Genomic DNA, 17,510 nt, shown 5'->3' with positions numbered 1-17,510 from the left:
GTTGTTGACATTCCAACATCAAAGGCCTAGCTAATCACAGGTTTTGCGTAATTTTATGTCCGAACCGGACGCAATGGCGCAATTAATGCAAAATAGGAAAGGGCTTGGCTATGGCTGGCGGATATGATGATCGCGACGGTAAAATCTGGATGGACGGCCAATTGGTCGAATGGCGGGACGCAAATGTCCACATTCTGACCCATGCCATGCACTACGCGTCCTCTGTCTTTGAGGGCGAGCGTTGCTATTCCGGCAAAATCTTCAAGTCGCGTGAACATTCGGAGCGTCTGATCACATCTGGCAAGCTGATCGACTTTGATATTCCTTATTCCGCCGATGAAATCGAAGCAGCCAAGCAAGCGGCTTTGGACGCAAACGGTCTGACAGACGCTTATGTGCGTGCGGTTGCTTGGCGCGGGGCAGGCGAGGACATGGGCGTCGCGTCGGCCCGCAACCCCGTCCATATGGCCGTGGCCGTTTGGGAATGGGGCAATTATTACGGTGATGCCAAAATGAAAGGCGCCAAGTTGGACATCGCCAAATGGAAGCGCCCCAGCCCGGAAACCGCACCGTCCCAAGCCAAGGCCGCTGGTCTTTACATGATCGCAACCATGTCCAAACACGCAGCCGAAGCCAAAGGCTGTTCCGACGCGATGATGTTCGATTATCGCGGTTACGTGGCCGAAGCGACCGGTGCCAACATCTTCTTTGTGAAAGACGGTGAAGTGCATACGCCGAAGGCTGACGCCTTCCTGAATGGCATCACCCGCCAGACCGTGATCGGGATGCTGAAAGACAAAGGTATCACCGTACATGAGCGTGTGATCATGCCGGAAGAGCTGGAAGGCTTTGAACAGTGCTGGCTGACAGGCACCGCGGCTGAAGTGACGCCTGTGGGCCAAATTGGTGACTACAACTTTGAAGTTGGTGCACTGACCCGCGATATTTCTGAAAGCTATGAAAAGCTGGTCCGCGTTTAAGTGGACTTCGCGGCCTTCGCGATCGAATGGGAGGCCGCTTGGAACTCCCATTCCCTCGACCGCATCCTCGCGCATTACAACAAGGATGTGGTCTTTCGATCCCACAAAGCGATGCGGTTGGTGGGCACCGGGGAATTGCGTGGCAAAGACGCCCTGCGCGATTATTGGAGCCGCGCGTTAGAGGCGCAGCCAGACCTGTCCTTCGTGGTGGTTGATGTGATGCATGGCCACGGCATGTGCGTGATCACTTACCGCAACCATCGCAATGCGTTAGCGGCTGAAACGCTGCGGTTTGGTGCGGATGGGTTGGTGGTTGAAGCGTCGGCGTGTCACGCGAAGTGATATGTGCGGCGAGGCTTCCCGCCGCACATGGATGTCTTAGTACAATGCCACAGGATTGATCATCGCCTGCACTGATCCTTTGATGCGGGCCTGACCCAGAACGAACATAAACTCATTCACTCCGTCGCGCAGGACGGGGCCTGTGTTCATGGTTTCCAGAATGTAGATGCCGTTGTCCTTTAGAAGGGTGACATGGCCGTAAAACAGCTTGTCGCCTTCGGCGGGTGGCACGGATTCGACGCCCCAGGTGTCAGCACCCACGGCCATCGGGTTGAGTGACGCCAGATAGACCGCGCCCTCGTTGTTCAGGCCGGGTTCCGCGCCACCCCATGCGGCAGGTTCGCTTTCGAATTTGTTGTCGGTCCAGCCTGTGTGGAACAGGATGATATCCCCTTCGCCCATCGTCACGTTCTGCGCTTCGGCGGCGGCTTTGATGTCGGCCTCACCAAAGTGTTGACCGGCTTCCATCGTTTCGACGCCAAAGTGTTTGGCCATGTCCACGATCACGGCGCGACCCACCAATGGCGGCACGTCGTGGGTGCCCAGTTTGGTAAGGCCTGTGATGACAGAAATCTCTTTTTCATCGAGGCAATTGTAGTATTTGCCGTTCTCGCCAAGGTGGCCAAGGCCGTCCAGTTGCGAGCCGATCCCGATCCACGTTTGCAGGACGTCATCGTTGTAATTGCCTTCATATCCAAAGCCGCTCAGCTTTTGGCCGCCTTGCTGGTTGGGTTGTACCACTTGCAGGTTCAAGGACCGTGGTGGGAAGGCGGGTGTGTCGGAACCGATGGTGATCCCAAGCGGCATAGATTTGCCCTGTTTGATCAGTTTCGACGCCATCAACGTGCGTTCGGCCGTCACCAGATTGGCCGACCCTATGGTGTCATCGGCCCCCCATTTTGATGGGCTACATTCAGCCAAAGCGGCCCCTGCTGTCAGTGCCAATGCACATGTCAGTCCGGATAAGTATTTGATGTTCATAAAGTTCCTCCCAGAAATTTGGCAGGGACCCCGGTTTGCCGGGTGATTCCCTGCGGTGGGATTACTCTAGCACAGGTTGCGCTATTCGCCTTTCGGTGCCGTTGCGGCACGGGATTTGGCGCGGTCCATGCCAAGCTGGCGTTCGCGCCAAATAATCAGCACACCACCTGCCACGACCAAACCTGCGCCCAATAGCATATTGGAGGTCGGCGTTTCCGAGAACAGAAAATAGCCGAGGATGCTGGCGAAGATTAGCGATGAATAGTCGAAGGGCGCAAGCATCGACGCCGCGCCGAAGCGGTATGAGCTTGTGACGAGAATTTGGGCGACGCCACCGACAAGACCTGCACCGATAAGCAGTATGAGCGAATTTTGTGAGGGCCAGACCCACCCAAACGGGATCGAAAGCAGTGACAGTGTTGTGGCAGTGAGGGAAAAGTAAAATACGATGGCCGCGGTGTGTTCGGTCGACACCATTTTGCGCACGTGGATCTGCACAAGTGCACGCAAAAGCGCCGCGCCGAGCGTCAATATGGCCCCCAATGTGGCCCCCGTGGTGAGTGTTTCCGCATCCAAAGACAGGCGCGGCGCCATGACAATCATCACACCGAGCAGGCCCAAACCGACCGCAGACAGTCGAAAGATCCGTACCCGTTCGCCAAGGAAAACGGCGGCGAGAATCACGGTAAACATAGGCGTGGCATAGCCTATGGCCGTCGCTTCGGGCAGCGAGATCAGTTTTAGTCCGCCAAACGTCAACACCATCGCCGATGCACCAAACACGCCACGATAAATGTGCCCCATCAGGTTGTTCGGAATCAGCCCCTCGCGGATTTCACCGCGTTGCCACAACCACAGCCCGATCACGGGAATCGCAAAGAGGGAACGAAAGAAAACGGCTTGGCCAGGGGGGACTTCTTGGGTCGCCTCTTTGATCATCGCGGCCATGCACATGAACAGGAACACAGCTGTTAGTTTCAGCGCAATCGCGCGGCCGGGGCGGTGTTCTGTGTGGGGTTTGTCCATGGTTGACGTGGTGCCTTTTGGTGGGGTTCGATTGGGGCGCTGCCCCAAACCCCGAGGTTTATTTGGCGAGATGAAGGGGGATTAGCCGATTGAGCCCTGGTTTTGTCCTTGCTGGCCGCGGTGCATCAGGATGTGGTCCAGGATCACGCAGGCCATCATCGCTTCGCCGACTGGAACGGCGCGGATGCCGACGCAAGGGTCGTGGCGGCCTTTGGTGATAATGTCAGTTTCCTCGCCCGCTTTGGTGATCGTTTTGCGCGGTGTTGTGATGGACGATGTGGGTTTTACGGCGAACCTGACAACGACGTCTTGGCCTGTTGAGATGCCGCCGAGGATGCCGCCTGCGTGGTTGTCGGAGAAGATTGGGCCATCTGGCCCCATGCGGATTTCGTCTGCGTTTTCTGTGCCCATGAGCGTTGCCGCAGCCATGCCTTCGCCGATTTCCACGCCTTTGACGGCGTTGATCGACATCATGGCGGCTGCGAGATCCGTGTCGAGTTTTGCGTAGACTGGTGCGCCGAGCCCTGGGGGGACGTTGCGCGCGGTGACTTCGATCACGGCGCCAACCGAGTTTTGTGATTTGCGGATGCCGTCGAGGTAGCTGTCCCATTCTTTGGCGGCCTCAAAGCTTGGCACCCAGAACGGGTTCTGGTCGATGGCATCCCAGTCAAAGGTGCTGCGGTCGATGTGTTTTTCGCCCATTTGCACCATGTAGCCGGTGATTTTCAGGTCAGGGGCCAGAAGCTTGATCGCTTCACGTGCGATGCCGCCTGCCGCCACGCGCGACGCGGTTTCACGGGCAGACGATCGCCCGCCGCCGCGGTAGTCGCGGATGCCGTATTTCATCCAGTAGGAGATGTCGGCGTGACCGGGGCGGAACTTTTCCACGATGTCGCCGTAGTCCTTACTGCGCTGGTCGGTGTTTTCGATCAGCAGTTGGATCGGCGTACCTGTCGTTTTGCCCTCAAACACGCCAGACAGGATTTTCACCGCGTCCGCCTCTTTGCGCTGCGTCACGTTCTTGCCGGTGCCGGGTTTGCGCATGTCGAGCCAGTGTTGCAGCATTTCGGGCGTCACGGGCACGTTCGGCGGGCAACCATCCACGGTCGCCCCAATAGCTGGTCCGTGGCTTTCACCCCAAGTGGTGACGCGAAACATATGACCGAAGGTGTTGTATGACATGGAGCTTCCCCTTTACCCGTTCTGTAACTGCGTGTGCGCAGGCCCTCAAGGGGTTTTGCCTTGCGCGTCTTTGCACGACCTCCTATGCAAGCAGTACCTCGGGGGGCTTTTTCGAAAGCTGAGATTGCAATTCTGCTGACCCGTTGAACCTGAACCGGCTAACACCGGCGGAGGGAAGGTAACGGCAACAGCCCCCTTTTCCCTATCGCCGCAAAAGGAGGATGCCATGAAGTATCTTGCATTTGCAGCGGGCGTTTTGACTGCAACCTCGGCCTTTGCCGAGACGCCTGAATTGACTGTTTACACCTACGACAGCTTTGTGTCGGATTGGGGCCCCGGCCCTGCCGTGAAGGCGGCGTTTGAGGCAGAGTGTGCCTGCACGCTGAACTTTGTTGGGGCAGGTGACGGTGCGGCGTTGTTGGCGCGGATCAAGCTGGAAGGTGCGCGCACTGAAGCGGATGTTGTGTTGGGGTTGGATACAAACCTGACAGCTGCGGCAAAGGAAACCGGCCTGTTTGCGACGCATTCGGTTGAGGCAGACTATGCGCTGCCAGTTGAATGGGCGGACGACACGTTTGCGCCCTACGACTGGGGTTACTTTGCTTTTGTGCACAACGCGGATGAGGCGGCCCCGACGAACTTCAAAGCGCTGGGCGCCAGCGATAAAAAGATCGTTATCCAGGATCCGCGATCCTCGACCCCCGGCCTTGGATTGTTGATGTGGGTGAAAGCGGCTTATGGCGATGAAGCTGGTGCCGTTTGGGCAGAACTGGCCGACAACGTGGTTACCGTGACCCCCGGTTGGTCCGAAGCCTATGGCCTGTTCTTGGAAGGTGAGGCGGACATGGTTCTGTCTTATACGACGTCTCCCGCGTACCACTTGATCGCTGAAGAAGACGCGACCAAAGCGGCGGTGGCTTTCGATGAGGGGCATTATTTGCAGGTGGAAGTTGCGGGTAAATTGAAAGGTTCTGACCAACAGAAACTGGCGGATCAATTCCTGCAATTCATGGTGTCGGATGCGTTCCAGACGATCATCCCCACAACGAATTGGATGTATCCAGCGGTGACACCTGCGGGTGGTTTGCCTGAGGGGTTCGAGACGCTGATTTCGCCGGACAAGGCGTTGTTGATCCCAGCGGATAAGGCGGATGCTTTGCGTGATGTAGCGTTGCCCGAATGGCAGAACGCGCTTTCCAAATAAGCCATAGGCTTGGGATCAGCGCTGCGGTCTTTATCGCGGCGCTGATCTTGTCTGCGCTGGTCGCTGTGGCGATGCGTGCAGAGGGTGAATTTACCATGACGCCTGGCGATTGGGCGGCGCTTAGGTTCACGATATGGCAGGCTATCTTGTCTGCATTCTTTTCCTGTTTGTTTGCCATTCCTGTCGCTCGTGCCTTGGCGCGGCGCCGCTTTGTGGGGCGGTCGTTGTTGATCACGTTGTTGGGTGCGCCCTTTATCCTGCCTGTGATCGTGGCGGTTTTGGGCTTGCTTGCGATCTTCGGGCGCTCTGGCCTTTTGAACGACGCATTGCGTGCGTTTGGCTTTGAAACAGTGTCTGTGTACGGGCTTTTGGGTGTCGTTCTGGCGCATGTGTTTTTCAACTTGCCGCTGGCCACGCGCCTGATGCTGCAAGGCTGGCAAAGCGTGCCCGCCGAGAGGTTTCGCCTGATCGCACAGTTGGGCATGCCGCCGCGCATGGTTTTTCGCCTGATCGAATGGCCTTTGATTTTGCGCATTGTGCCGGGGGCCTTTGCGTTGGTGTTTGTTATTTGCCTGACCAGTTTTGCGGTGGCGTTAACGCTGGGCGGCGGGCCGCGTGCGACGACGATTGAATTGGCGATTTACCAGGCGTTTCGTTTTGATTTTGACCTTGGTCGTGCGGCTGTCTTGTCTTTGCTACAGATTGTGGTGGCAGGGGGCGCTGCTGTTCTGGCGCTTTGGTTGATACCGCAGGTCAGCTTTGGGGGTGGTTTGGACCGGATGCAAGCGCGATGGGATGTGCGCGGGGGGCTTCAGCGCGGCATTGATGCCGGTTTCATTGGTGCGGCGGCATTGTTTCTGATTTTGCCTTTGGCGGCGATCACGCTGTCGGGTTTGCGTGGATTGGGTGATGTGCCTTTGCATGTTTGGGGAACGGCATGGACATCGCTGTGGGTTGCATTGGTTTCTGTTCTTGCCTTGCTGGTCCTTGCTTTGCCGTTGGCGGGTTGGATTGCCACAACGCGGCGCGCATCGGTGGAAACGGTGGGCCTGTTGGGCTTGGCGGCATCTCCGCTGATGATCGGGACAGGGTGGTTCATAATCATCTTCCCGTTTGCGGACCCCGCCGATTGGGCCTTGGGTGTGACAATCGTGGTCAACGCATTGATGGCTTTGCCTTTTGCCTTGCGTATTCTGGTGCCGGTGATGCGCGAAACGGTGCAAAGTTATAGCCGTTTGACGCAAGCGCTGGGATTGCAGGGTGTGCGGTTGTGGATGTGGATTTTGTTGCCGCGATTGCGCCCGCAGATCGGGTTCGCGGCTGGTTTGACGGGGGCCTTGTCGGTGGGCGATCTTGGCGTTATCGCGCTGTTCGCGGACCCAGACCGCGCGACGCTGCCACTGCAGATGTACCGTTTGATGGGCAGTTACCGGTCTGAGGCGGCGGCAGGCGCGGCCTTGGTTTTGCTGGTTCTGGCTTTTGGGTTGTTCTGGATTTTAGACGCTTGGGGGCGCCGCCATGCTATCGCTGAATAAAGTTCTGATGTGTCAGGGTGCGTTTTCGCTTCGCGCCAATTTGACGATTGAAGCTGGCTGTAAAGTCGCTGTGATCGGGCCGTCCGGTGCGGGGAAATCGACACTGGTGAATGCGATTTGCGGCTTTGTGGCTGTGGCCGAGGGGCAGGTGCAACTGGACGGGCGCGACATTACCCAAGCTTTACCATCCAAGCGCGATATGGCGATCCTGTTTCAAGACAACAACTTGTTCCCACACCTCAGCATTGCGCAGAATGTCGGGCTGGGAATACGGCCAGCAATGCGCCTGTCACAGGCCGAAACCGCACAAATTTCCATGGCTTTGGATCGCGTAGGGCTGGCGGGATTCGAGGACCGTAAACCCGGCGCTTTGTCCGGTGGCCAGCAAAGTCGCGCAGCTTTGGCGCGGGCCTTGGTGCAAGGTAAACCGTGGATGGTGCTGGATGAGCCGTTTGCGGCTTTGGGGCCGGCCTTGCGGGCAGAAATGCTTGATCTGGTTGCGAGTGTCGCGCTGGAAACCGGGGCAGGGGTCTTGATGGTCACACACAGCCCCGACGACGCGCGGCGATTGGCCGATCAGGTCATCTTTGTGGCGGATGGCGTGGCAAACCCGCCAGTAGTGACGGCGGAATTGTTGGACAACCCGCCGCCTGCCTTGAAAGCGTATTTAGGCTAGCGCTTTGTGCGCCTCTACAATTTGCAACGCAGCCGCCGCGGCCTCTCGGCCTTTTTGCACAAAGTGTTCGCGGTAGATTGTGTTGTGATGATCCGTTTCCTGATAGTGGTGCGGCGTCAAGGAAACCGACAGCACAGGCACGCCGGTATCCATTCCTGCCCGCATCAGGCCATCGACCACAGCAGAGGCCACAAAATCGTGCCGATAAATCCCGCCATCGACCACGAAAGCCGCGCAAATCACAGCATCATATTTGCCTGATTTTGCGAGCGTTTGCGCCATAAGCGGCATTTCAAACGCGCCGGGCACATCGAAGGTGTCGATTTGATCCATGGGGATGGTTTCTGAAAACCCGTCAAGGCTACGGTCCACAATATCTGCGTGCCATGCAGCTTTGACAAAGGCGTATCGGGTGTGTGTCATGATAGTTCTCCTTTAGGTTCGACACGTCACCCAAGGCGATTACATGCAATGAGATCCCCCAAGAGGGAGGTCACACGCACATTCTCTTTCATCCGGACTATGACCGTCGGCTCAGGCATCTCACCTGATCTGCTTGACCCTCGAAAGTTATACAAACGAGGCGCTCGCGGGCTCATGGGGCAAACCCATATACCGCCGGTGGGGAATTTCACCCCGCCCTGAGAATAGGATTAAGTTGCAGAAGTTGTGCGTCCTCTGCAATAGAGAAAACGACCTGTGACGAAGCGTTCAAGACGCTTCGGTCAAAGTGAAATTTTGTATGAAATGTCGAACGTCGGCGATCGCCGCCGCGCAAAAATGGTGGACCAATCAAATGCATCCCAATCCGATCTTTCATACCGAAGATGCACAACGCAATCTTGCCTACGCCCGCGAAAGAGCATTTGGCGTTCTAGCTGTGAATGCCCCGGATGGCCCACACATCAGCCATATCCCGTTTTTGTTGTCCGAGGACGGGCGAACCGCGGAACTTCATCTTGTGCGTTCCAACCCGATTGCACGCGCCTTAAAGACGCCTTTGCGTTGCAAGATTGCGGTATCTGGTCCTGATAGCTACATCTCGCCGGACTGGTACGAGGTGCCCGATCAAGTGCCCACATGGAACTATGTGGCTGTGCATCTGAGCGGTGAATTGACGTTGCAACCCCAAGACAACATGCATGACCTGCTGGACCGGCAATCTGCGTTCTTTGAAGATCAACTGCTGCCCAAGCCCCCGTGGCTTACGCGCAAAATGACCCCTGACGTTTTGCACAAGATGATGCGACAGATTGTGCCGTGTCGTCTGGATGTCACGGGCGTAGACGGGACGTGGAAGCTAAGCCAGAACAAGCCTGATGATGTGCGAATGCGGGCTGCTGACGGGGTTGATGCCTATGGAATCGGAACCGATCCGCGCGTGCTGGCCGCTTTGATGCGTGGAGTCTCGGGTGCGAAATGATGGTCGCGCGACTTCGGAAATGACCGTGTTGTAAGTTCCAGCACCTCTGGCAATAGTGTGTGTGACGCTTGCAAAAGGAGCCCTGCGATGAAGCTTTATTACAGTCCGACCTCACCCTATGTTCGCAAAGTCATAATTTTACTTAGCGAAACAGGACAAACAGACGACGTTGAACTGGTGTCGTCCTCAACATCGCCCATCAATCCGGTTGACGGGCTACAGGCGAAAAACCCGCTCAATAAAATTCCTGCGCTTGAGCGTCCGGATGGCCCGACGTTGTACGACAGCCGTGTGATTTGCCAGTATCTGGATGATCGCGCAGGCGGGAGATTGTACCCGACAGGTGCGCGGCGCTGGGACACGTTGACGCTTGAGGCGACGGCGGATGGCATTCTGGATGCGGCTTTGTTGGTCACCTATGAAGGACGTATGCGTCCGGCTGACAAGCAATGGGATGAGTGGTCTGACGCGCAGTGGGGTAAAATTGTGAGCGGATGTGCCGCTTTGACCACACGTTGGATGAGCCATCTGAACGGCCCGTTGGATATGGGACAGATCGCGGTGGCATGTGCGCTGGGCTATGTCGATTTCCGACATGACGCCCGCAACTGGCGCAAAGGAAATGACGCTTTGGCGGACTGGTATGCCAAGTTTGCAGAACGCGACGATATGAAAGCGACGGTGCCGCCTGCGGGGTAAGTACGGACGCCTGAACCTGCCGGGCTTTACCGAATGTGTTCCGCTTTTTCAGGACCCGATGTGGTATTTTTCAGATTTGGATGCGAACCCAGTCTGAAAACCTGCTCCGATTCGGTGTAAATTTGCGTAAGACGCCTGACGCACCTTGAAAATTGCAGCGCAAATACACTTAAAAATACCTGTTTTCTTAAACTTAACCTCTACCTGCGACCAGATGCGTCAATGATGTGTCTGGACGGGTGCGCTTCACCAAGCTAGATACCGCCTCAGCACGGCTGCGTTTTGACGCCGCCCTTACGCCCAATGGCCTGGTTTGGCCTTGAATAAATGGAGAACCCACGTGTCCGATCACGAAGAACACGAAGGCACCCGCCGGGACTTTCTGTACTACGCCACAGCTGGCGCTGGTGCGGTCGCGACAGGCGCTGCGGTTTGGCCCCTGGTCAACCAGATGAACCCCTCAGCAGATGTGCGCGCCTTGGCGTCGATCCGCGTGGACGTGGCCGATGTTGAGCCGGGCACGCAAATCACGGTGAAGTGGTTGGGCAAGCCTGTCTTTATCCGTCGCCGTACAGACGAAGAAATTGAAGCGGCACGGGCCGTTGATCTGGCTGATTTGCCGGATCAGGGCGCCGAAAACGCGAACCTTGGCGACGTGGACGCATCTGATGCGAACCGCGCCTTGTCGGAAGACGGCGAATGGCTGGTGATGATGGGCGTTTGCACGCACTTGGGCTGTGTGCCTTTGGGTGACGCGGGCGACTTTGGCGGCTGGTTCTGCCCGTGCCATGGTTCGCACTACGACACAGCTGGTCGTATTCGCAAAGGCCCGGCGCCTACGAACCTGCCGGTTCCCCCTGCAGAATTCGTGGATGAAACCACGATCAAACTCGGTTAAGGAGAAAGACCTATGGCTGGAATTCCTCACGACCATTATGAGCCCAAAACCGGCGGCGAAAAGTGGCTTCACTCGCGCCTGCCTGTTGTTGGTTTGCTTTACGACACATTGATGATCCCAACACCCAAGAACCTGAACTGGATGTGGATCTGGGGCATTGTTCTGACGTTCTGTCTGGCACTGCAAATCATCACCGGTATCGTTTTGGCGATGCATTACACGCCGCATGTCGACAACGCCTTTGCGTCCGTTGAACACATCATGCGCAACGTGAACGGCGGCTATATGCTGCGGTATTTGCATGCAAACGGTGCGTCCTTGTTCTTTATTGCCGTGTACGCCCACATCTTCCGTGGTTTGTATTACGGATCATACAAAGCGCCGCGCGAAATCACATGGATCATTGGTATGCTTATCTATCTGATGATGATGGGCACCGCGTTTATGGGTTACGTTTTGCCATGGGGACAAATGTCCTTCTGGGGTGCGACCGTGATCACCGGCCTGTTTGGTGCGATCCCGTTTGTGGGTGAAGCGTTGCAGACATGGCTTTTGGGTGGACCAGCGGTGGACAACGCCACGCTGAACCGTTTCTTCAGCTTGCACTACTTGCTGCCGTTCGTGATTGCCGGTCTTGTGATCGTGCACATCTGGGCGTTCCACACCACCGGTAACAACAACCCGACAGGCGTTGAAGTGCGTCGTGGGTCCAAGGAAGAAGCACAAAAAGACACGCTTCCATTCTGGCCTTACTTCGTGATCAAGGACTTGTTCGCATTGGCAGTGATCCTGGCGGTATTTTTCGCAGTGGTTGGCTTTATGCCGAACTATCTGGGACACCCGGACAACTACATCGAAGCGAACCCACTGGCGACGCCTGCGCACATTGTTCCTGAATGGTACTTCTTGCCGTTCTATGCCATTTTGCGTGCCTTCACATCCGAAGTTTGGGTGGTCCAAATCGCGTCCTTCGTGACCGGTGGAATCATCGATGCGAAGTTCTTTGGTGTTCTGGCGATGTTCGGTGCGATTGCGGTTATGGCGCTTGCGCCGTGGCTGGACACGTCAAGCGTTCGGTCCGGTCGTTACCGTCCAATGTTCAAGTGGTGGTTTGCGCTGCTGGTTGTCGATTTCTTTGCCCTGATGTGGCTGGGTGCGATGCCTGCGGAAGAACCATACGCAACATTGTCTTTGATCGCCTCGGCCTATTGGTTCGGGTACTTCCTGGTCATCCTGCCATTGCTTGGCGTGATCGAGAAACCGGACACACCGCCTGCGACAATCGAAGATGACTTTAACGCACACTACGGTGGCGATGCGGCTGCGGGCTCTGCCCAGCAACCAGCCGAATAAGAGGATATGCGTATGTTCAAGAAACTCGCAATCAATGCTGTGGCGGCCCTAGGGCTGGCCACAGGTGCCTTCGCCGCTGGCGGTGCCGGGCACGTCGAAAACTTCGAATACTCCTTTGAAGGGCTCTTCGGCAAATATGACCAAAACCAGCTGCAACGTGGTTTGCAGGTGTACACCGAAGTTTGCTCTGCGTGTCACGGCCTGAAGTTTGTGCCGATCCGCACGTTGTCCGACGAAGGTGGTCCGCATATGGATGAGGATCAGATCCGCGCCTATGCCGCGCAGTTCGATATCTTTGATCCCGAGCTGGACGACGATCGTCCCCGCGGCCCTGCCGATTTCTTCCCGGAATCCGGTTTGGAAAACGCGCCCGACTTGTCCATGATGGCCAAAGCGCGTGCAGGGTTCCACGGCCCCTACGGTTTGGGCATCAACCAGTTCTTCAAAGGCATGGGCGGTCCTGAATACATCGCATCCCTGTTGACCGGCTACACCGGTGAAGAAAAAGAACAGGCCGGTGTTACGTTCTATGAAAACACGGCTTTCCCGGGCGGTTGGATTTCGATGGCGCCTCCGTTGTACGGTGAGGATGTTGAATATGCTGACGGTCATGCGAACGACCTGCATCACATCGCCGAAGACGTATCTGCGTTCCTGATGTGGACGGCTGAGCCGAAAATGATGGCGCGTAAGCAAGCCGGATTTGTGGGCGTGTTGTTTTTGACGATCCTGTCGGTTCTGTTGTACTTGACCAACAAGCGTCTTTGGGCACCGCACAAGCGTAAGCACTAAACGCATCCAAAGGTTTGAAAGGCCCCGCGCGAACCATCGTGCGGGGCCTTTTGCATTTCACAGGAGATGAAAGATGGAACCAAACACCAAAACTATGCTGGCGTTTCAGGTGATTCCCCGTTTGAGGGAAGGCAACAACTTCGAAGTCGTGGACCGCGCGATTGCTGTGGTTCAGGCGGCGGGCGTACCGTTTCAAGTGGGTGCGATGGAAACCACAATGCAGGGTGATCTAGATCATTTACTGACAATTGTGAAAGCCGCCGAACAGGCGTGTTTGGACGCGGGTGCTGTTGAGGTCATCACAAACATCAAAATCCACACAACGACACCTGATGCCACAGACACGTTTTGCACATACGATCGCGGTGTGACGCCAGCCAACCATATGTTTGTCGGGACATAGGCTCAGGACCCATTAATCCTGTAGCGCTGGTTTGATGGGTCCTGAGCCTAAGCGTTACGTGTCGCCCTTTGGTCTTAAAAAGCAAGTGGCGCGGCGCATGTTGGTTTTTCGGTAATAGTCTGCGACCCCGCCACGCCTGCCCCGTGGAATATCGCTGACATCGTTCCATTCCAGATCAAAACCGGCGCTGTCCGCCATCAATTCCATCGCACGAAAGGACGGCACGCCTTTGACGGCGATCTCGTGCCCTTCGTATTCCGGTATAGCGTTTAGAATTTGGTCTGTGCGTTCTTGCACCAGCTGAATGATCGGATTGTCGCGTGTTGAAAATTCACTGTCGATAATGACAAGTTTGGGTTTCACGGCGCGAATTTGTTTCAACAGACGCTGGTGATCCATGATGTGGTAGTAGATGCCCAGCACCCCGACCACGTCAAACCGTTCGCCTTCGGCAATCGCTGCATCCAGGCCGTCAAAGATATCGGTGCAGTGCAATTGTACCTTGTTCCGCAGCTCTTCATCGGGGAAATCGGGAAACGAATCTATCAATTCCTGTCGCCCTTCAAACCCGATCACTTCGCGTGCGCCAGCCGCCGCAAAGGCATAACACCACCGCCCGTCATGGGACGCCAGATCAAGTACGCGGGCGTTCTTGAAATAGGGTTTCACGGGGCCGATGATAAACCTGCGTCGCAAGTTCAGACGGTTGGCTTGGGGACGGTCAATCGAAGCGTAACGGGGTAAAGTATCGATAAAATCAAAGAATGGCATAGAGGGAACTTTTGTTAAGACTGTCGGACCTTACCCCATCTGGTGGAAAAAGCTATCACATCTGCATCACGCGGTCAGCTGTTGTCCTTGCGTGCCTTTAATCTGCGCGTGGACGATAGCGCCTTCGGTCTGCGGAACCTCAAAAACAACTTCTGAAAACTGTGGGGTGCGCCCCATCGTGGCGTTCTCCATCAGGACGTTGTGATGCTGCCCCACTTGCTGTGACAGATGCTCTTTGACTTGCGCGTCGCCTGCCGCCCGCAATGCCGCCGCGCGTAGCTTGATGTCGGCACCGTTCACAGCCGGCATTCTGGCTGCTGGCGTGCCTTTGCGCGCCGAATAGGGAAAGACGTGCAACCACGTCAGATCGCAGTCCTGAACCAGCTTTAATGAATTTTGAAACATTGCGTCGGTTTCGGTGGGAAACCCCGCAATAATATCGGCACCAAATGTCATGTCTGGCCGCAGTGCTTTTGCGTCTTGCGTGAAGCGGATCGCATCGTCGCGCAGGTGCCGCCGCTTCATCCGTTTCAAAATCATGTCGTCGCCATGCTGAAGCGATAGGTGCAAATGCGGCATAAGACGTGGTTCAGTGGCAATGGCTTGCATCAGGTTGTCGTCGACTTCGATGCTGTCGATGGAGCTGATCCGCAGTCTCGGTAAATCGGGGATCAACTTCAGGATACGCATCACCAGATCGCCCAGTTTTGGTTCGCCCGGTAAATCAGCCCCCCAGCTGGTCAAATCCACACCCGTCAGCACGACCTCGTTAAAGCCTTTGTCCACCAAGCGTTTGATTTGGTCTACAACCACCCCCGCCGGTACAGATCGGGAATTTCCACGGCCATAAGGAATAATGCAAAATGTGCAGCGGTGATCGCAGCCGTTTTGCACCTGTACGTAAGCGCGGCTTCGTGTGCCAAACCCGTCAATCAAATGACCCGCCGTTTCAGTGACCGACATAATGTCGTCCACTTGCACCGCTTCCGTTTCACCGATGAAATCCGCAGCCAGCCCTTGCCACGTGCCGCCCTGCATCTTTTCGGTGTTGCCGATCACCGCATCGACTTCTTCCATGCTGGTGAAGGTTTCAGGCTCCGTTTGCGCGGCGCACCCTGTCACGATCAAACGCGCCTCCGGGTTGGCACGACGCAGTTTGCGGATGTCCTGACGCGCTTTGCGTACCGCTTCGGCTGTGACGGCGCAGGTGTTTACGATGACTGCATTTTGCAATCCGGCGTCTTGGGCCAATTCGCGCATGGCTTCGGTTTCATAGGCGTTCAAGCGGCAACCGTGGTTGGAAAACTTGGGTGCGCTCATGTCAGGCTGTCCAAAAAGCTTGGTGTGAGGGTTCCGGAAAATACATGCATCGTCTTCCCCGTCATCCAGACGCCATCTTCGCGCCAATCAATATGTAATGTCCCCCCGTCAAGGTCGATCTGCACCTGACGCCCTGTAAGCCCCCTACGGGCTGCAGCTACAGCCGTGGCGCAACTTGATGACCCCGAGGCCAGTGTAATGCCGACACCACGTTCCCAAACCCGCATACGGATGTGGTCTGGCCCAATGATTTGCGCAAACTGAACATTCGTGCGTTCGGGATAAAGAGGGTGATGTTCCATCTTGGCGCCTTGGGCGGCCAAATCTACAGCCTCGACGTCATCGACGAAAAACGTGCAATGCGGATTGCCCATGCCTGTCGCTGTTGGTGCCCCTGCTATGGGCAGTTCCAGCGTATCCATGGCTTGCCCCAAAGGCACATCCGCCCAATCCAACTGCGGATGTCCCATATTCACCGAAGTTACACCAGCGCCTTGGTCGGTGGCGTGAAGTGTGCCGCGATCGGTCGTCAACCTAAGCGCCGTTTCCCCGGAGCCGTCCATCAGGTAACGTGCGATACACCGCGTGGCATTGCCGCAAGCCGCAGATGTTGATCCATCAGCATTGTAAAAAGTCAGATGCGCGTCCGCTTGCCCGTTTTCTATGACAGCAAGCTGATCGAATCCCACACCTTTATGACGATCTGCCAAACCCTTGGCCAACGCAGTGGTAATGTCCGCCCCGGTTGTACGGGCGTCAATAACGACAAAGTCGTTGCCTAGCCCGTGCATTTTCATAAAGGGCAGTTCATATGCAGAATCTATAGCCATGGCGGGCATATAACCCCGTGTTTCGATCTAATCCAGTATGTCGCACAGAAAGATGAAAATGAGGGCTTGACCAATCATGCGACTCTTTCTAGTTACCCACCTCGTGGGGCCGTTAGCTCAGTTGGTAGAGCAGCTGACTTTTAATCAGCGGGTCGCAGGTTCGAATCCTGCACGGCTCACCACTTTACCTTTAATGTACGTGAAACGTGTAGTTGCCTGTTACGGGCATCGGCTACGGGCACCGGCTTGCGTAGCTGCCTATCTGTCACGTTTTCAACATTACTGCGCTACAATTGGGTCAAAGCCAAACTCTCGATAAAACCACTGATTTTGAAGCCGCGCACCTTTGGCTCGCGCTTTACTATCTTGGCTGACGTTAACTTTGTGTCGTTCAGGGTGCATCGCCCGCTGTGTTGGGTGAAATTCCGTTTCTGCACATGTCCCTTCTTCACCCCTTTATCTGTCTTGCTGACTATGACTGCCGGGGCGTGCCGAGTTGGGTCATGACTGACGGTCCGGACTGACTTGTTAAAGTCCATGCCAGGCACCGCGTACGATATGCCGTGCGGGGTTCATCGGTGTAAACGCGCTGTGAAGGTTTCATGCTATGCCGGAAAGCTGCAGTGTTCGGTTTCAACGGATTTACCGGGCTATGGTCAGGGTGTTCCTTCAAGGGGGCTACATTGCCCTAGTGCAGATCGTTCAAAAATAGGCAGTCGGAAAAGAAATTCAAAAAAAATCACATTAATCGAAAAAAGGGGTTGTGGGTTCTGAGAGCTGTCTTTATAGACACATTTCTCAGCAGGGAGCAACGAGCCACCCACTGAGGCGCCAGAGACAACAAAGCAGCAATGCAGCAGGGTCCGAGGCGATACGAAATACGGATACGATTGATGCTAGCGCGTCGTTTAGTTAGGGCGCTGTTGGTTTGATTTTGTCTGCGGGATCTGATCCCACGTTGTTTGAAAATTGAATATCTGAAGAGATATGTGGGCGGTTTGGTTCATTCGATGGATCAACCTTCTGTATATCAACGCCGGTAGAGAGACGCATTTATGTGTTGATCGATGACCGGTGTCAGCTTCACTGTTTGTA

General features: G+C 55.8%; 18 protein-coding genes, 1 tRNA gene and 2 riboswitches. Of the genes, 12 read left to right on the top strand and 7 right to left on the bottom strand.

The features are described 5' to 3' along the window. Window positions 1-110: 110 nt before the first annotated feature. Window positions 111-980, top strand: coding sequence for a branched-chain amino acid aminotransferase (locus ABJL60_RS00450; RefSeq protein WP_348285903.1), 870 nt, complete (start codon window positions 111-113; stop codon window positions 978-980). Further along, window positions 981-1,322, top strand: a complete 342-nt coding sequence (locus ABJL60_RS00445; RefSeq protein ID WP_348285904.1) for a nuclear transport factor 2 family protein — start codon at window positions 981-983, stop codon at window positions 1,320-1,322. Window positions 1,323-1,358: 36 nt separating this feature from the next. Here ABJL60_RS00445 and ABJL60_RS00440 read toward each other — a convergent pair whose 3' ends face one another. From ABJL60_RS00440 to aroC, 3 genes are all read right to left on the bottom strand, one after another. Then, a complete protein-coding gene (locus tag ABJL60_RS00440) occupies window positions 1,359-2,303 on the bottom strand; it encodes a cyclase family protein (RefSeq protein WP_348285905.1) in 945 nt (314 codons plus the stop codon). Between the two features lie 81 nt (window positions 2,304-2,384). Next, a complete protein-coding gene (locus ABJL60_RS00435) occupies window positions 2,385-3,329 on the bottom strand; it encodes a DMT family transporter (protein WP_348285906.1) in 945 nt (314 codons plus the stop codon). Between the two features lie 81 nt (window positions 3,330-3,410). Continuing rightward, window positions 3,411-4,511 (bottom strand): chorismate synthase, encoded by a 1,101-nt coding sequence (gene aroC, locus ABJL60_RS00430; RefSeq protein ID WP_348373352.1) that lies wholly within the window; start codon window positions 4,509-4,511, stop codon window positions 3,411-3,413. 89 nt (window positions 4,512-4,600) lie between these two features. Next, window positions 4,601-4,704: riboswitch (TPP riboswitch) on the top strand. Between the two features lie 33 nt (window positions 4,705-4,737). On the opposite strand from aroC, the gene thiB reads away from it, so the two are divergent. From thiB to ABJL60_RS00415, 3 genes are read left to right on the top strand one after another with little or no spacing between them, the layout of a single operon-like run. After that, window positions 4,738-5,715, top strand: coding sequence for a thiamine ABC transporter substrate binding subunit (gene thiB / locus ABJL60_RS00425; protein WP_348373351.1), 978 nt, complete (start codon window positions 4,738-4,740; stop codon window positions 5,713-5,715). Beyond that, the gene (locus tag ABJL60_RS00420; RefSeq protein WP_348373350.1) at window positions 5,691-7,250 is read left to right on the top strand and encodes a thiamine/thiamine pyrophosphate ABC transporter permease ThiP; all 1,560 of its coding nucleotides are present in this window, start codon (window positions 5,691-5,693) and stop codon (window positions 7,248-7,250) included. Before thiB ends, ABJL60_RS00420 begins: the two co-directional genes overlap by 25 nt. Then, a complete protein-coding gene (locus tag ABJL60_RS00415; RefSeq protein WP_348373349.1) occupies window positions 7,234-7,926 on the top strand; it encodes an ATP-binding cassette domain-containing protein in 693 nt (230 codons plus the stop codon). Before ABJL60_RS00420 ends, ABJL60_RS00415 begins: the two co-directional genes overlap by 17 nt. Here ABJL60_RS00415 and ABJL60_RS00410 read toward each other — a convergent pair. Beyond that, entirely contained in the window at window positions 7,918-8,349 is a 432-nt protein-coding gene (locus ABJL60_RS00410; protein ID WP_348373348.1) for a 6,7-dimethyl-8-ribityllumazine synthase, read from the bottom strand. The genes ABJL60_RS00415 and ABJL60_RS00410 overlap by 9 nt on opposite strands. 76 nt (window positions 8,350-8,425) lie before the next feature. Next, a riboswitch (FMN riboswitch) is annotated at window positions 8,426-8,579 on the bottom strand. Between the two features lie 143 nt (window positions 8,580-8,722). Here ABJL60_RS00410 and ABJL60_RS00405 point away from each other — a divergent pair. The 6 genes from ABJL60_RS00405 (at window position 8,723) to ABJL60_RS00380 (ending at window position 13,494) form a co-directional block, all read left to right on the top strand. Further along, entirely contained in the window at window positions 8,723-9,349 is a 627-nt protein-coding gene (locus ABJL60_RS00405; protein ID WP_348373524.1) for an FMN-binding negative transcriptional regulator, read from the top strand. A gap of 87 nt (window positions 9,350-9,436) precedes the next feature. Next, entirely contained in the window at window positions 9,437-10,048 is a 612-nt protein-coding gene (locus tag ABJL60_RS00400) for a glutathione S-transferase (RefSeq protein WP_348285912.1), read from the top strand. 340 nt (window positions 10,049-10,388) lie between these two features. Continuing rightward, window positions 10,389-10,946: a ubiquinol-cytochrome c reductase iron-sulfur subunit gene (gene petA / locus ABJL60_RS00395; RefSeq protein ID WP_108826889.1), complete on the top strand. Its 558-nt coding sequence runs from the start codon at window positions 10,389-10,391 to the stop codon at window positions 10,944-10,946. A 12-nt stretch (window positions 10,947-10,958) separates the two neighbouring features. After that, window positions 10,959-12,299 (top strand): cytochrome b, encoded by a 1,341-nt coding sequence (petB, locus tag ABJL60_RS00390; protein ID WP_348285913.1) that lies wholly within the window; start codon window positions 10,959-10,961, stop codon window positions 12,297-12,299. A 12-nt stretch (window positions 12,300-12,311) separates the two neighbouring features. Beyond that, window positions 12,312-13,091, top strand: coding sequence for a cytochrome c1 (locus tag ABJL60_RS00385; RefSeq protein ID WP_348373347.1), 780 nt, complete (start codon window positions 12,312-12,314; stop codon window positions 13,089-13,091). A gap of 73 nt (window positions 13,092-13,164) precedes the next feature. Further along, the gene (locus ABJL60_RS00380) at window positions 13,165-13,494 is read left to right on the top strand and encodes a thiamine-binding protein (protein ID WP_348285915.1); all 330 of its coding nucleotides are present in this window, start codon (window positions 13,165-13,167) and stop codon (window positions 13,492-13,494) included. A gap of 54 nt (window positions 13,495-13,548) precedes the next feature. Here ABJL60_RS00380 and ABJL60_RS00375 read toward each other — a convergent pair whose 3' ends face one another. The 3 genes from ABJL60_RS00375 to dapF form a co-directional block, all read right to left on the bottom strand. Then, the gene (locus tag ABJL60_RS00375; RefSeq protein WP_348373346.1) at window positions 13,549-14,265 is read right to left on the bottom strand and encodes a class I SAM-dependent methyltransferase; all 717 of its coding nucleotides are present in this window, start codon (window positions 14,263-14,265) and stop codon (window positions 13,549-13,551) included. 66 nt (window positions 14,266-14,331) lie between these two features. Next, window positions 14,332-15,585, bottom strand: coding sequence for a tRNA (N(6)-L-threonylcarbamoyladenosine(37)-C(2))-methylthiotransferase MtaB (mtaB, locus tag ABJL60_RS00370; RefSeq protein ID WP_348373345.1), 1,254 nt, complete (start codon window positions 15,583-15,585; stop codon window positions 14,332-14,334). Further along, complete coding sequence (gene dapF, locus ABJL60_RS00365) at window positions 15,582-16,424, bottom strand: diaminopimelate epimerase (RefSeq protein ID WP_348373344.1); 843 nt, start codon at window positions 16,422-16,424, stop codon at window positions 15,582-15,584. Before dapF ends, mtaB begins: the two co-directional genes overlap by 4 nt. 97 nt (window positions 16,425-16,521) lie before the next feature. Between dapF and ABJL60_RS00360 the strand changes: the two genes are divergently transcribed. Then, window positions 16,522-16,597: transfer RNA gene (locus ABJL60_RS00360), tRNA-Lys, on the top strand. The last annotated feature ends 913 nt before the right edge of the window (window positions 16,598-17,510 follow it).

The organism is Ascidiaceihabitans sp. (genome assembly GCF_039986515.1).
Classification (GTDB): domain Bacteria; phylum Pseudomonadota; class Alphaproteobacteria; order Rhodobacterales; family Rhodobacteraceae; genus Ascidiaceihabitans.
Note: the sequence above shows the minus strand (reverse complement) of the source record. Positions and strands in the feature narration are given on the sequence as shown.